8 protein-coding genes are annotated in these 14,406 nt (G+C 65.2%); 1 reads left to right on the top strand and 7 read right to left on the bottom strand.

Features of this window, described 5'->3' with window-relative positions:
- Nucleotides 1-74 precede the first annotated feature (74 nt).
- The 3 genes from uvrC to ACPUD7_RS05520 all read right to left on the bottom strand — a co-directional run bounded on the left by uvrC (nt 75) and on the right by ACPUD7_RS05520 (nt 7,391).
- On the bottom strand, nt 75-1,934 hold the full coding sequence (gene uvrC, locus ACPUD7_RS05530; RefSeq protein ID WP_135541011.1) for an excinuclease ABC subunit UvrC: 1,860 nt from the start codon (nt 1,932-1,934) through the stop codon (nt 75-77).
- A 5-nt stretch (nt 1,935-1,939) separates the two neighbouring features.
- Nucleotides 1,940-4,810, bottom strand: coding sequence for an excinuclease ABC subunit UvrA (gene uvrA / locus ACPUD7_RS05525; protein WP_425119426.1), 2,871 nt, complete (start codon nt 4,808-4,810; stop codon nt 1,940-1,942).
- Nucleotides 4,811-4,889: 79 nt separating this feature from the next.
- On the bottom strand, nt 4,890-7,391 hold the full coding sequence (locus ACPUD7_RS05520) for a DEAD/DEAH box helicase (protein WP_425119375.1): 2,502 nt from the start codon (nt 7,389-7,391) through the stop codon (nt 4,890-4,892).
- Between the two features lie 65 nt (nt 7,392-7,456).
- Between ACPUD7_RS05520 and ACPUD7_RS05515 the strand changes: the two genes are divergently transcribed.
- On the top strand, nt 7,457-7,747 hold the full coding sequence (locus tag ACPUD7_RS05515; RefSeq protein ID WP_135541015.1) for a YciI family protein: 291 nt from the start codon (nt 7,457-7,459) through the stop codon (nt 7,745-7,747).
- A gap of 138 nt (nt 7,748-7,885) precedes the next feature.
- Here the strand turns inward: ACPUD7_RS05515 and ACPUD7_RS05510 are convergent, their stop codons facing one another.
- From ACPUD7_RS05510 to ACPUD7_RS05495, 4 genes are all read right to left on the bottom strand, one after another.
- The gene (locus ACPUD7_RS05510; protein ID WP_135541017.1) at nt 7,886-9,013 is read right to left on the bottom strand and encodes a TerC family protein; all 1,128 of its coding nucleotides are present in this window, start codon (nt 9,011-9,013) and stop codon (nt 7,886-7,888) included.
- Between the two features lie 166 nt (nt 9,014-9,179).
- Entirely contained in the window at nt 9,180-11,312 is a 2,133-nt protein-coding gene (gene uvrB, locus ACPUD7_RS05505; protein WP_135541019.1) for an excinuclease ABC subunit UvrB, read from the bottom strand.
- A 58-nt stretch (nt 11,313-11,370) separates the two neighbouring features.
- Complete coding sequence (coaE, locus tag ACPUD7_RS05500) at nt 11,371-12,546, bottom strand: dephospho-CoA kinase (protein WP_135541021.1); 1,176 nt, start codon at nt 12,544-12,546, stop codon at nt 11,371-11,373.
- Between the two features lie 9 nt (nt 12,547-12,555).
- Nucleotides 12,556-14,397 (bottom strand): hypothetical protein, encoded by a 1,842-nt coding sequence (locus ACPUD7_RS05495; protein ID WP_425119374.1) that lies wholly within the window; start codon nt 14,395-14,397, stop codon nt 12,556-12,558.
- Between the last annotated feature and the right edge of the window lie 9 nt (nt 14,398-14,406).

Genomic DNA, 14,406 nt, shown 5'->3' with positions numbered 1-14,406 from the left:
CCTCCTCTGTCGGTGCCCGATCGGTGCCCGGGCACGGGGTCTCTGGGCACTACTCTAGGGCAGTTTCGTCGTGCTCAGTCGGCCAGTGCCGCGACGATCTTGGCCGCGAGCGAGGGACCGATTCCCTTGACCTCGCAGATCTCCTCGGCGGTGGCGGCACGGACCTTCTTCACCGACCCGAAATGACGCAGCAGAGCGGTGCGTTTGGATTCTCCGAGTCCCGCGATGTCGTCGAGGACCGAGCTGGTCATCGCCTTCGCGCGCTTCGACCGGTGGTAGGAGATCGCGAAGCGGTGGGCTTCGTCGCGCAGCCGCTGCATGAGGAAGAGACCTTCGGAGTTGCGCGGGAGGATCACCGGGAACGGGTCCTCGGGCACCCAGATCTCTTCGAGTCGTTTGGCCAGACCGACCACGGAGATGTCGACGATCCCGAGGTCCGTCAGCGCCTTCGTGGCGGCAGCGACCTGTGGACCGGCACCGTCGACGACGAGGAGGCCCGGTCGGTAGCCGAAGCGTTCGTCGGGTTCGTCGGAGCCCATCTGTTCGAGGTAGCGGCTGAACCGGCGGGAGACGACATCGTACATCGAGGCCGTGTCGTCGGCGGCGGCTTCGCCGTGAATGGCGAAGTGTCGGTAATCGCGCTTCTTCGCCATTCCGTCTTCGAACACGACGAGGGAGGCCACGACGTTCGATCCCTGGGTGTGGGAGATGTCGATGCATTCGATCCGCAGCGGGGCTTCGGGCAGGCCGAGATGCTCTTGGATCTCTTTGAGCGCCTGACTGCGGGTGGTCAGGTCGGAGGAGCGTTTGAGTTTGTGCTGGACCAGCGCTTCCTTCGCGTTCTTGTCCACCGTCTCCAGCGCGGCCCTCTTCTCACCGCGTTCGGGCACACGGACCGTCACTCGCGCCCCCCGCTGCTGGCTCAGCCAGGCTTCGAGGGACTCCTGATCGGCCGGCAGGGTGTCGACGAGGATCTCCTTCGGGATCGCCTCGGCGTCGAGACCGGAATACGCCTGCCGCAGGTAGTCGGTGGTCAGTTCCGCCGGAGTGTGGTCATCGGAGCGTTCGATGATCCAGCCGCGTTGACCGCGGATCCGGCCCTGTCTCACATGGAATACCTGTACGGAGGCTTCGAGCTCCTCGGTGACGAGGGCGAAGATATCGCAGTCGGCGCTGACCGAGAGGACCACGGCGGACTTGTCGAGCACCTTCTGCAGGGCGGTGATCTCATCCCGCAGACGGGCGGCCCGTTCGTAATCGAGCTCCTCGGCGGCCTGTGCCATCTCCTTCTTGCGGTAGCTGATGAACCGCCCGGTGTTGCCGGACATGAAGTCGGTGATGCTGCGGGCGAGCTCCCGGTGCTCGTCCTTGCTGATGTGGTCGACGCAGGGGGCCGCGCATTTGTCGATGTAGCCGAGCAGGCAGGGACGGCCGCTGCGTTCTGCACGCCGGTAGACCCCGGGGGTGCAGGTGCGCATCGGGAAGGCCCTGAGCAGCAGGTCGAGGGTGTCCTTGATCGCCCACACCTGGGCGAAGGGACCGAAGTACTTCACGCCCTTGCGGCGTTTGCCGCGGGTGATGAAGGCTCGCGGCACCTCTTCGTTCATGGTGATCGCGAGGTAGGGGTAGGACTTGTCGTCGCGGAACATGACGTTGAACCGCGGATTGAACTCGTTGATCCACGTCCACTCGAGCTGCAGGGCTTCGACCTCGGTGTCGACGACGGTCCATTCCACGGAATTCGCGGTGTGGACCATCGTCGACGTCCGCGGATGCAGTGCGACGGGGTTCGCGAAGTACGAATTGAGGCGGTTGCGGAGGTTCTTCGCCTTCCCCACGTAGATCACTCGGCGGTCGGGGTCCCGGAATTTGTACACGCCGGCCGAGGTCGGGATCGACCCCGTGGCCGGACGGTAGCTGGATGGATCGGGCATTCGGATCAGGCGTCGAGCATCGGTTTGAGGAACCGTCCGGTGTGGGACGCGGCCACCTCGGCGACTTCCTCCGGAGTGCCGTCGGCGATGATCTGACCGCCGCCGCGACCGCCTTCGGGTCCGAGATCGATGACGTGGTCGGCGTTGCCGATCACATCGAGGTTGTGTTCGATGACGATGACCGTGTTGCCTTTGTCGACGAGCCCCTGGAGGACGAGCAGCAGCTTCGAGATGTCCTCGAAGTGCAGGCCCGTCGTCGGTTCGTCGAGCACGTAGACGGTCCGTCCGCGCGAGCGCTTCTGCAGTTCGGCGGCGAGTTTGACCCGCTGTGCCTCGCCACCGGACAGCGTCGTCGCCGGCTGACCGAGGCGGACATAGCCGAGCCCGACCTCGACGAGGGTCTTCAGGTGACGGGAGATCGCAGGGATCGCCGCGAAGAAGTCGTTGGCCTCTTCGATGGGCATGTCGAGGACTTCGGCGATGCTCTTGCCCTTGAACGTCACTTCGAGTGTCTCCCGGTTGTACCGGGCCCCTTGGCAGACTTCGCAGGGCACGTAGACGTCGGGCAGGAAGTTCATCTCGATCTTGATGGTGCCGTCGCCGCTGCAGTTCTCGCAGCGGCCGCCCTTGACGTTGAAGGAGAACCGTCCCGGCAGGTAGCCGCGGACCTTCGCCGACTCCGTTTCGGCGAACAGCCTGCGCACATGGTCGAACACGCCGGTGTAGGTGGCGGGGTTCGACCGTGGGGTCCGACCGATCGGCGACTGGTCGACGTGGACGACCTTGTCGAGGTTGTCCAGTCCGGTCACCCGTTTGTGGCGTCCGGGCACGCGAGAGGCGCCGTTGAGGACATTGGCCATCTGCGTGTAGAGGATCTCGTTGACCAGGGTCGACTTGCCCGAACCGGACACACCGGTGACGGCCGTGAGCACGCCGAGCGGGAAGGACACCGTGACATCGCGCAGGTTGTTCTCCACCGCCTTCTCGACGGTGACCATCCGCTCCCTGTCGACGGGGCGACGGGCTGCTGGGATCTGGATCTCGCGACGACCGGAGAGGTAGTCGCCGGTGATCGAGCCCGGGGCGTCCCTGAGCCCGGGCACGGGGCCCGAGTAGACGACCTCTCCCCCGTGCTCGCCGGCGCCGGGACCGATGTCGACGATCCAGTCGGCGGATTCGATGGTGTCCTCATCGTGTTCGACGACGATGAGGGTGTTGCCCAGCTCCTTGAGCTTGTTGAGCGTCTCGATGAGTCTGCGGTTGTCACGCTGGTGCAGACCGATCGAGGGCTCGTCGAGGACGTAGAGGACGCCGACGAGTCCCGAACCGATCTGCGTGGCCAAGCGGATGCGCTGGGCTTCGCCGCCGGACAGGGTGCCCGCGGCACGATTGAGGCTGAGGTAGTCGAGTCCGACGTCGAGGAGGAAGCCGAGTCGGGCGTTGATCTCCTTCATCACCTGAGCCGCCACCGCCGCATCCCGGTCGCTGAGTTCGAGTGAGCCGAGGAACTCCGCGGCTTCGTCGAGAGCGAGTTCGGAGACTTCGGCGATGGATCTGTCGCCGACCTTGACCGCGAGGATCTCGGGCTTGAGGCGGGTCCCCTGGCAGCTGGCGCAGGGGATCTCCCGCATATACGACTCGTAGCGCTCGCGCGACCAATCGGATTCGGTCTCTTCGTGTTTGCGCTGGATGTACTGGTAGACGCCCTCGAAACCGGTCGAGTAGGTGCGTTCGCGGCCGAAGCGGTTCTTGTACTTGACGTGGACCTTGTAGTCCTTGCCGGTGAGGATCGCGGTCTTCGCGGTCTTCGGCAGCTTCTTCCACGGTGTCTTCATATCGAAGCCGAGTTCGTCGCCGAGGCCCTTGAGCAGCCGGTTGAAGTACTTCGCGACCTGCTTGCCGCCGGACCAGGGGGCGATCGCTCCGGCACCGAGGCTGAGGTCCTCATCCGGCACGACGAGGTCCTCGTCGACCTGCAGGCGCGTGCCGATGCCGTCACAGGTCGGGCAGGCGCCGAAGGGCGAGTTGAAGGAGAAGGACCGCGGCTCGATCTCGTCGACCGTCAGCGGGTGTTCGTTCGGGCACGACATATGTTCGGAGAAGGTGCGGGTCGTGCCTTCGTCGACGAGGTCGATGTCGATGCGGCCATCGGCCAGGCCGAGTGCGGTCTCGACCGAGTCGGTCAGGCGCGGACGCATTCCGGGCTTCGCCACGAGGCGGTCGACGACGACGGAGATCGTGTGCTTGTACTGCTTCTCCAAGGTCGGGGGTTCACTCAGGGTGATCTGCTCGCCGTCGACGATGGCACGCGAGAAGCCCTTGGCCTGCAGTTCGGTGAAGAGGTCGACGAACTCGCCCTTGCGGGAACGGACGACTGGGGCGAGGACGAGGAACTTCGTGCGCTCCTCGAGCTCGAGCAGCTGGTCGACGATCTGCTGCGGAGTCTGCTTCGTGATCACCTCACCGCAGACCGGACAGTGCGGGGTGCCGATGCGTGCCCACAGCAGGCGCAGGAAGTCGTAGACCTCCGTGATCGTGCCGACGGTCGAGCGCGGGTTGCGCGATGTCGACTTCTGGTCGATCGACACCGCCGGGGACAGCCCTTCGATGAAGTCGACATCGGGTTTGTCCATCTGACCGAGGAACATGCGGGCGTAGGAGGACAGGGATTCGACGTAGCGTCGCTGCCCCTCGGCAAAGATCGTGTCGAAGGCCAGGGACGACTTGCCGGATCCGGACAGTCCGGTGAAGACGACCATGGAGTCACGCGGCAGGGCGATCTCGACGTTCTTGAGATTGTGTGCCCGCGCGCCCTTGACCCACAGCGTGTCGAGATGGGAGACGCCGCTGACTTGCTCAACGTTATTGGTTTTCATCACCTGACCACTGTATTCCTCGGCACTGACATTGCTTCATTCTCGGCTCTTCGCACCGGCCGCGGCCCGGCCGTGGGGTTCATCTGGCGGCGCCGATCTCGCCGACCGAGACGATGCGGAGAACGATGTCTCCGGCTTCGTCGCTGGCTTCCACGTCCACCTCGGCGTCGATGGCCCAGTCCCGGTTCCCTTCGGGGTCGGCCAGGATCTGGCGGACGTTCCAGGTGGAAGAACCGGGTTCGATGTCGATATATTCCCGACCGCGGGCCTTCTGGTCCGTGAGCAGGTCGCCGTAGACATCGTAGAAGTCTTCGATCGCGTCTTCCCAGGCACGGGCGTCGAAGCCGGATTCCGCGTCGAGGCGGCCGAGTTCGGTGTAGTCGGCACGTTCGGCGAGGAGCACCCGGTGGAACAGGGCGTTGCGGATCTCGGCGGTGAAGACCTTCGTGTTCTCGGAGAACCGGCGATCCAGCGCCGGCAGCTCATCGGCGTGCTGAGTCGGATCGAGACCCTGCAGGGTCCGCCATTCGTCGAGCAGGGAGGAGTCCGTGCGGGCGATGGTCTCACCGAGCCATTCGATGATGTCGGCCAGCTCCTCGGTCCGGTTCTCCGCCGGCACGTTGTGCAGCAGCGCCCGGTAGACGTCGGTGAGGTACCGCAGCAGGCTGCCTTCGGCGCGGGCCAGGGAATAGTAGCCGACGAACTGTGTGAAGCCCATGGACTGTTCGATCATGTCGCGGACGACGGATTTCGGTTCGAAGCTGCCGCCGCGCAGCCACGGGTGGGTCTCGACGAAGTGGTCGAAGGCGGGTTCGAGCATCTCGGCCAGGGGTGCGGGTCCTTCGACCTCGTCGAGGATGGCCATCCGTTCGGCGTAGTCGACCCCTTCGGCTTTGAGTTCGGCCAGGGTGTCGCCCTTGATCCGGTCGAGTTGGCCCTTGAGGATCTGGAACGGCACCGAAGTGGTGGATTCGACGATGGAGACGATGTCGAGGGCATAGGTGTCGTCGTCTTCGTCGAGGAGGTCGAGCGCGGCGAGGACGAACGGTGCCAGCGGCTGATTGAGCGCGAACTGGGGGCCGAGGTCCTGGGTGGCGGAGAGTTCGTTCCCTCTGATTTCGATGAGTCCGGCGTCGAGGAGGGAGCGTCCGATGCTGATCGCCGTGAGTTTGAGGTCGAGTCGGCGGTCCCGGGTCTCGTGCGTCTTGTCGATGAAGTCGCCGATCGTCGACACGTCGGAGCCGGGACGGGCCACGAGGTTGAGGATCGTCGAATGGTCGATCTTCATCCGCGGGCGCAGGGTCTCGGATTCGCCTTCGATGAGTTTGGTGAAGGTCTCCTCCGACCAGCCGACGAACCCGGCTGGGGCGGCCTTCTTCTTGATCTTCTTCTTTTTCTTCTTGTCGTCGTTCGCGGCCTTCGCTTCGGCTTTGAGATTGTCGATGACGTGTTCCGGGGCTTGGGCGACGACGTAGCCGCGGGTGTCGAATCCGGCGCGGCCGGCACGGCCGGCCAGCTGCTGGAATTCGCGGACGCTGAGTCTGCGCATCTTCCGGCCGTCGAATTTCGTCAGCCCCGTCAGCAGCACGGAGCGGATGGGCACATTGATGCCCACGCCGAGGGTGTCGGTGCCGGAGATGACGAGCAGCAGGCCTTTGAGCGCGAGCTGCTCGATGAGGCGCCGGTATTTCGGCAGCATGCCCGCGTGGTGGACGCCGACGCCGTGGAGGAGGAGTTTGCGCAGGCTCTGTCCGAAGCCCTTGCCGAAGGAGAAGCCTTTGATCGCCGCGGCGATCGCGGCTCTCTGGTCCTTCGTGGCGAGGTCGACCGAGAGGAGGTTCGTGGCGAGGTCGATCGCCCCGTTCTGGGAGTAGGAGACGACGTAGACCGGGGCTTTGTCGTTGCGGACGAGTCCACGCAGGGTGTCCGAGAGCGTGTCCGTGGAGTATTCGTACTCAAGCGGCACGGGTCTCTCCGCCGAGGTCACTTCGGAGGAATCGCGTCCCGTCGTCTCCCGCATGGTTCTGCGGATGTCGGTGGTGTCGCCGAGGGTGGCGGACATGAGGACGAACTGGGCCTGCGGCATCTCGAGCAGCGGCACCTGCCAGGCCCAGCCGCGGGAGGGGTCGGCGACATAGTGGAATTCGTCCATGACGACCATGCCCGCGTCGAGCATCCCGCCTTCGCGCAGCGCCTGGTTGGCGAGGATCTCTGCCGTTGCGCAGATGACAGGGGCATCGCCGTTGACGGTCGAGTCCCCGGTGATCATGCCGACGTTCTCGGCTCCGAAAGCGGCGATGAGCGAGAAGAACTTTTCACTCACCAGGGCCTTGAGAGGAGCGGTGTAGTAGGCGCGGATCCCTCGGGTGTACGACTGGTAGAGGGCGAAGAGGGCCACAAGTGACTTGCCCGAACCGGTCGGGGTGGCCATGATCGTGTTGTCGCCGGCGAGGATGCTGAGGAACGCCTCATCCTGGGCCGGGTACGGTTCGACTCCGATCTCCGAGCAGTATTCGCCGAAGGACTCGTAGATCGTATCGTCGTCCGCGAATTCCGCGGGGATCTCCTGCAATCTGGCCACGCTGATGCACAGACCTTTCCGATTAGACTGGTTCCATCCTATTGCTCGACACCGAGGAGTCACACATGCCGGTCTTCGCCGTCACCTACAACTATGGTCCCGATACAGACACGCGGATGGAGCATCGCCCCGCGCACCGGCAATGGCAGGCGGAGTTGAATGAGGCCGGGACCATCCTCGCTTCGGGTCCTCTCGACGCTGATCCGCAGCCCGGCGGGCTGCTCGTCCTCAGCGCCGCCGACCGGGCGGAGGTCGAAACCCACCTCGCTCGGGACCCCTATGCGTCGCTCGGTGTGATCGAGTCGACACAGATTCGCGAGTGGACCCCGGTCTTCGGTCCTCTCGCTGCGGACTGAGCCGCGAAGCGCCCGCAGCCCGGCCGGCTGCGGACTCAGTTATGACACGGGCCGCAGCCGATCCTCGGGATCAGCTGCGGCCCGCGCTCTTCCCTGCCGCTCAGCGGCCTCCGAGTGCTGGGGCAGGCGTGGCGTGGATCATTCGGAGTTCGGTTCCTGAGCGGTGCCGGGCTTCTTCTGCGCCCGTCCCTCGCCGTCGCCGAGGCGGTCCGACCCGTCCCGCCCGGCAGAGTCCGGGGCCTGTGGGTCATCGACGTGGTGCTGTTCGTGTTCGACCTGACCGAAGTGGACTTCCTGGTGGCCGCGCTTCATCGCGATGAGGCTGGCGATGGTGGCCACGGCCATGCAGCCGATGATGACGGCCAGAGACACGCCGGTGGTGATGTCGGGAACCCATTCGAGTTTCTCTCCCCCATTGATGAACGGCAGGTTGTTCTCGTGTGCGGCGTGCAAGATGAGCTTGACGCCGATGAACGCGAGGATCGCGGCGATGCCGTACTTGAGGTAGATGAGTCGGTCGAGCAGCCCGCCGAGGAGGAAGTAGAGCTGGCGCAGACCCATGAGGGCGAAGAGGTTCGCCGTGAACACGATGAATGGACTCTGGGTGATGCCGAAGATCGCGGGGATCGAGTCGAGCGCGAACATGACATCGGTGGTGCCGATGGCGATGAAGACGAGCAGCATCGGGGTGAAGAACTTCTGCCCGTCGATCGTGGTCTTGAGTCTGTTGCCGTCGAAGTCGTCGGAGATGTTCACCCGACCCTTGAGCCATCTGACGAAGCGGTTGTCCTCATCGCTTTCGTCCTCGCTGCCGAACGCTTGGTTCCATGCCGTCCACAGCAGGAACACGCCGAAGAGGTAGAAGACGGAGATGAAGAGATTGATGACGACCGATCCGGCGAGGATGAACACGCCGCGGAAGACGAGCGCGATGATGATGCCGACCATCAGCACTTCCTGCTGATACTGCCTGGGCACCTTGAACCGGGTCATGATGATGACGAAGACGAAGAGGTTGTCGATACTCAGGCTGTATTCCGTGAGCCAGCCGGCCAGGAACTGTCCCGCGTGCTCTCCGTCGGCGAAGAAGTACATCGCCACGGCGAAGAGCAGGGCGAGTGAAACGTAGAAGCTCACCCAGAGGGTTGCTTCGCGCATCGAGGGGATGTGCGGCCGTTTGATCACCAGCAGGAGATCGGCCACGAGGATGAGGACGAGAACGATGAGTGAACCGGTCTCGAACCAGAAGGGCAATTCGGTTGTCATGGAAGCCTTTCGCTGTTGTCCGTGCGTGCCGTACACGGCTGGGCAAATCGAAAGTCTCTCCCGCGGCGCTGTTCAACCGCGTCCGAACCCGGATCGAAGAGATCGTGATGACGAGTTCGGAGCTTATGGGATACTCCCCTCCGGCGCTCCAGTCTACACTGGCGGCTCAGGCGTGCCCGGCCTCCTTCATCTGCCGCAGCTCCTGTTTGAGGTCGGAGAGTTCGTCGCGCAGGCGCGCGGCGAGTTCGAACTGCAGCTCGGCGGCGGCGGAATGCATCTGCGATGTCAGCGATTCGATGAGCTCGGTGAGGTCGGCCGCCGGCGGACGCAGCGAGCCGGGCTTGCCCGCGGCTTCGCGCTGTTCGTCGCTGAGCGTCGAATTGTAGCCGCGCCTGCCCTTGCCGTAGTCGAACTCGGTGAGCAGCTCGCGAGTGTCCTCGTCCTCGCGCTGCAGTCGTTCGGTGATGTCGGCGATCCGTTTGACCAGCGGGGTCGGGTCGATGCCGTGTTCCTCGTTGTAGGCGACCTGGATCGCCCGCCTGCGGTCGGTCTCATCGATGGCGGTGCGCATCGAGTCCGTGATCGTGTCCGCGTACATGTGCACCTGACCGTGCAGGTTGCGTGCCGCGCGGCCGATCGTCTGGATGAGCGAGGTCGAGGACCGGAGGAACCCTTCCTTGTCGGCGTCGAGGATCGCGACGAGGGAGACTTCGGGCAGGTCGAGTCCCTCACGCAGCAGGTTGATGCCGACGAGGACGTCGAACTCTCCGCCGCGCAGCTCTGTGAGCAGTTCCACACGTCGCAGCGTGTCGACATCGGAGTGGAGGTACTGGACGCGGACCTCGTGCTCGAGCAGGTAGTCGGTGAGGTCTTCGGCCATCTTCTTCGTCAGCGTGGTCACCAGCACACGTTCGTTCGCGTCGACCCTGGTCTTGATCTCGTCGAGCAGATCGTCGATCTGGCCCTTCGTCGGTTTGACCTTGATCTCCGGGTCGACGAGTCCGGTCGGTCGGATGATCTGCTGGACGTAGCCGTTGGCGTTGCCGAGTTCGAAGTTGCTGGGCGTGGCCGAGAGGTACACGGTCTGCCCGACGCGTTCGCGGAACTCGTCGAACTTCAGGGGCCGGTTGTCCATGGCGCTGGGCAGGCGGAAGCCGTGTTCGACGAGAGTGCGTTTGCGTGACATATCGCCTTCGTACATGCCGCCGATCTGCGGAACGGTGACATGAGATTCGTCGACGACGAGGAGGAAGTCCTCGGGGAAGTAGTCGAGCAGACAGTTCGGGGCCGATCCGGGAGCACGGCCGTCGATGTGCCGCGAATAGTTCTCGATGCCGGAGGTGAAGCCCATCGACTCCATCATCTCGAGGTCGTAGGTCGTCCGCATCTTCAGCCGCTGCGCTTCGAGGAGCTTGTTCTGCGACTCGAATTCGCTCAGCCGCTTCTGCAGCTCGTCTTCGATCCCGCTGATGGCCGTGGCCATCCGGCTCTCACCGGCGACGTAGTGGCTGGCGGGGAAGACGTGGATCGTATCCTCGTCGCGTACGATCTCCCCGGTCAGCGGGTGGAGGGTCTGCAGGGATTCGATCTCGTCACCGAAGAATTCGATGCGCAGCGCGAGCTCTTCGTACTGAGGGATGATCTCGACGGTGTCGCCGCGCACGCGGAAGGTGCCGCGGGTGAACGCCATATCGTTGCGGGCGTACTGCATGGACACGAACCGTTTGAGCAGTTCGTCGCGATCGCATTCGTCGCCCCGGTGCAGGGTGACCATGCGGTCGACGTATTCCTCGGGTGTGCCGAGGCCGTAGATGCATGAGACCGTCGAGACCACGACGACATCGCGTCGGGTCAGCAGCGAGTTCGTGGCCGAGTGCCGGAGCCGTTCGACTTCGTCGTTGATCGACGAGTCCTTCTCGATGAACGTGTCCGTCTGCGGCACATAGGCTTCGGGCTGGTAGTAGTCGTAGTAGGACACGAAGTACTCGACGGCGTTGTGCGGCAGCAGCTGCCGGAACTCGTTGGCCAGCTGTGCGGCCAGAGTCTTGTTCGGGGCCATGATCAGAGTCGGACGCTGCACCTGTTCGATGAGCCACGCGGTCGTCGCGGACTTGCCTGTGCCGGTGGCGCCGAGCAGCACGATGTCCCGCTCCCCCGCATCGAGCCGTTCGGAGATCTCCCTGATCGCCGTCGGCTGGTCGCCGGAGGGCGAGTACTCGGAGACGACCTCGAAGGGGGCCACTTCGCGAGTGACGTCGGGACGGTGACCGATCGCTGGCAGGGGGCGTTCTGAGCTCATAGTCCCACCCTAGTCCTCGCCCCTGACATTGGGCAGTCGGCTCCCGCTTCGGCCCGCATCAGTCGAAGCTGTCGGGGACCAGACGTCGACGCATGCTCAGGAAGTACGGTTCCTTCGACTCTGCGTAGGACCGAGTGATCTGAGAGTCTGTTCCGCCCTGCTCCTGCGCGAGTGCCATGAGCTCGCGTTTGACCCGGAGATACTCGTCCCGCGCCCCGGCATCGGCGCTGAGCAGATCCCGGAATGCGCGAGCGAAGCGGGCGCCCACGGAATCCGCGACCCGCACATGCAGGTTCACCGCCCGGCCGGGGTCCGTGTTCGCGTGGAACCACTTCGCCTCGCCTCCGGCCTCGCCCAGATGATCATGCATCTCCTCCCCCGGATACCCGAGTTCGGTCAGGCGGGGGGCCAGTTGCCGGGCTGCCGCGAGGTCGGGGACCAGCAGCTGCAGATCGATGACGTCTTTGGCGGGCAGGCCCGGCACCGAGGTGGAACCGATGTGCTCGATGGCGAATTCGGCGCCGGTGCCGTGCTCGAGCTTCGCGATGACGCGCCGCGCGTCACCGTCCCAATCCGCATCCTCCGGATCGCTGAGCCCGAGAGCGGCACGTGATGCCCGTCGTGCTCGGCGGAGGTTCTCGGCGAAGGGCCGGATCCGCGAGGAGATGAGCCGGGCCACCGTGTCCTCGGTCGTGGCGACCGGGCCGGTGTTGTCGATGCTGACGTCGCAGGCCCGTCTGCGCGTTTCGTCATCGGCTTGCCGGGTGATCCGTGCGGCGGCATCCTCGCGGTCCATTCCGCGGGCGTCGATGAGCCGCTGCAGGCGCACTTCAGCGGGAACATCGACGACGAGGTTGAGATGGTAGGCGGGTGTCATCGAGTTCTCGACGAGCAGCGGGACGTCGTGGACGACGATCGGCGCCTCGGCGTGCCGGGCGAAGTGTTCGGCGGTGCGGTCGCGGATCGCCGGGTGCATGAGGGCATTGAGCTTCGCCGTGTGTTCGGCATCGATGAAGGCCGCGGCCGCGAGGGCCGCACGGTCGAGGCCTCCCGAGCCATCGAGCACCTGCGGGCCGAAGGCCTCTGCGAGGAGTTCGAGCAGCGGCTGACCGGGTGCGACGACCTCGCGGGCGATCTGGTCGGCATCGACGAGCACGGCCCCGTGCGCGACGAGCATCCTCGACACTGTTGACTTGCCGGCACCGATTCCGCCGGTGAGACCGATTCTCAGCATGCGTTCATCCTACTGACCGAGCCGGTAGACCCGCACCCCCTCATCGGTGAAGACGGGATCTCCGACGGCAGTGTCGAGGAATGCCGCATACTCCTCCTGACTTCCGGGCAGCACCGGGGAGTCGCGGGCCAGCACGATGAAGTCGACTCCTGAGGCGCGCAGGTCGGCGATCGCCGAGTTCACATCCCGACTCGCAGGGTCCGGCATCGGCTCGCCGTCGAAGACGGAGCCGTGCAGCAGCGCATCGAGGCTGTCCTCGGGCGCCGAATAGGTGACCGGCGAGTCCGGGCTCGAACCGATGAAGTATCCGCCGGTCTCGCGATAGCGGAATCCGCTGACGGACTGCCAGACCATTGCCTCATCGGCGTGGGGCACGGCCCATGCCAGCGGGCGGGGGAAGGTCTTGACGACGGATCCGGCGGGGACCACCTCGGCGATCGAATCCTCATAGAAGTCGGGGACGGTCACTTCGTGGACGGTCTGAGGGCCGGGGACGACGCACACGGCAGCGAGTGCGAGCAACCCCGTGAGCAGCCGGGCGCGACGCTGCCTCAGGTGGGACAGTGCCCAGTCGAGACCGACGCCGAGGATCGCGAAGAGCGCGATCGTCGAATGCAGGACGAGGCGCATGGGCAGGATGTTGTTGAGCACCGGTACGGATTCGACGAGCGCGAACGGTCCGGTTTCGGTGAGCACTCCCCCGCCGAGGAGGATCGGCGAGCCGAGCGAGAGGGCGAAGACGAGGACACCGGTGGCGGCCGCGATGCGCACCGGCAGGGTGCGGGTGGTCGTCCTCGATGAGGCGAGGACGATGATGAGTGCGGCCAGGAGCGCGGGAGCACCAACATAGGCACCGAGTTCGGCGGGATCGATGTCCATCACCCGTGGCAGCGGAGAGACACCGGAGCTCAGCCAGGCGGGCGCGGCCGGCAGGATCGGATCGAGCAGATCGGTGTTCCACACACCGTGCGGACGGATCGGCCCCTGCGGCGCATTGGGCCCGGCCATGGTCAGCAGCAGCGGAATCGCACACAGCAGCGCCACAGCGGCGGCGAGCAGCGAGCCGAGCCCCAGTCGCAGCCATGCACGGGCGGGGAACTGCCGGCGACCGAACGCGGCGAGGCAGACGAGGAAACAGACCGCCGCGAGGAACGTGCCGGCGAGGACTTCGGTCGAGACGTAGAACTGGAAGCCCAGCAGCAGTCCGAAGACGATGCCGATCGTCCACACGGATCTGTGACCGCGGTGGTGGCCGCCGGGGCCGAGCAGCGCAAGGATCGCCCATGCGGTCAGGGGCGGAGTGACGGCGAAGGCGAGGTTCGGGTGGCCGCCGAGCTGGGCGATGACGTAGCTGGAGAAGCCGACTCCGCCGGCGGCGATGAACGCGGGGAGGCGGCCCAGGAAGCGGCGGAAGAGCACCGCGGTGGCCAGGCTGTTGATGACGGGGAGGCACAGGATGAGCAGGTTGTAGCTGACAATCGGTCCGGCCACCCAGGTCAGTGGTGCGAGCAGGAGCGCAATACCGGCCAACGAGGTGTTCCAGGCACCGTTGACTCCCCCACCGAGGGCGTTCATCAACTCCGTGTAGAGCAGTCCGCCGCTGCCGCCGGACCCGAAGCCGAGGGCGTCGGCGAGGACCTGTGCCCCATGGCCGAGCCACCAGATGAACAGGGAGGAGTCGTCGTTGGAGCCGACGACCGAACCGCCGGGGTCTGCGGCGACGGATCCGAAGACGATGAGGCTGACCAGAGCCAGCAGCAGCGTGTACCACAGCCAGGGCCGCAGCCGCCGGTACAGCGGTGGGCGGATCACGGTCCGCGCAGATGCGGCCGCTGCTGCGGGGGCATACACAAAGGGCTC

It is taken from the genome of Brevibacterium sp. FAM 24630 (assembly GCF_049804075.1).
Classification (GTDB): domain Bacteria; phylum Actinomycetota; class Actinomycetes; order Actinomycetales; family Brevibacteriaceae; genus Brevibacterium.
This window is presented reverse-complemented; position numbering and strand designations above follow the sequence as displayed.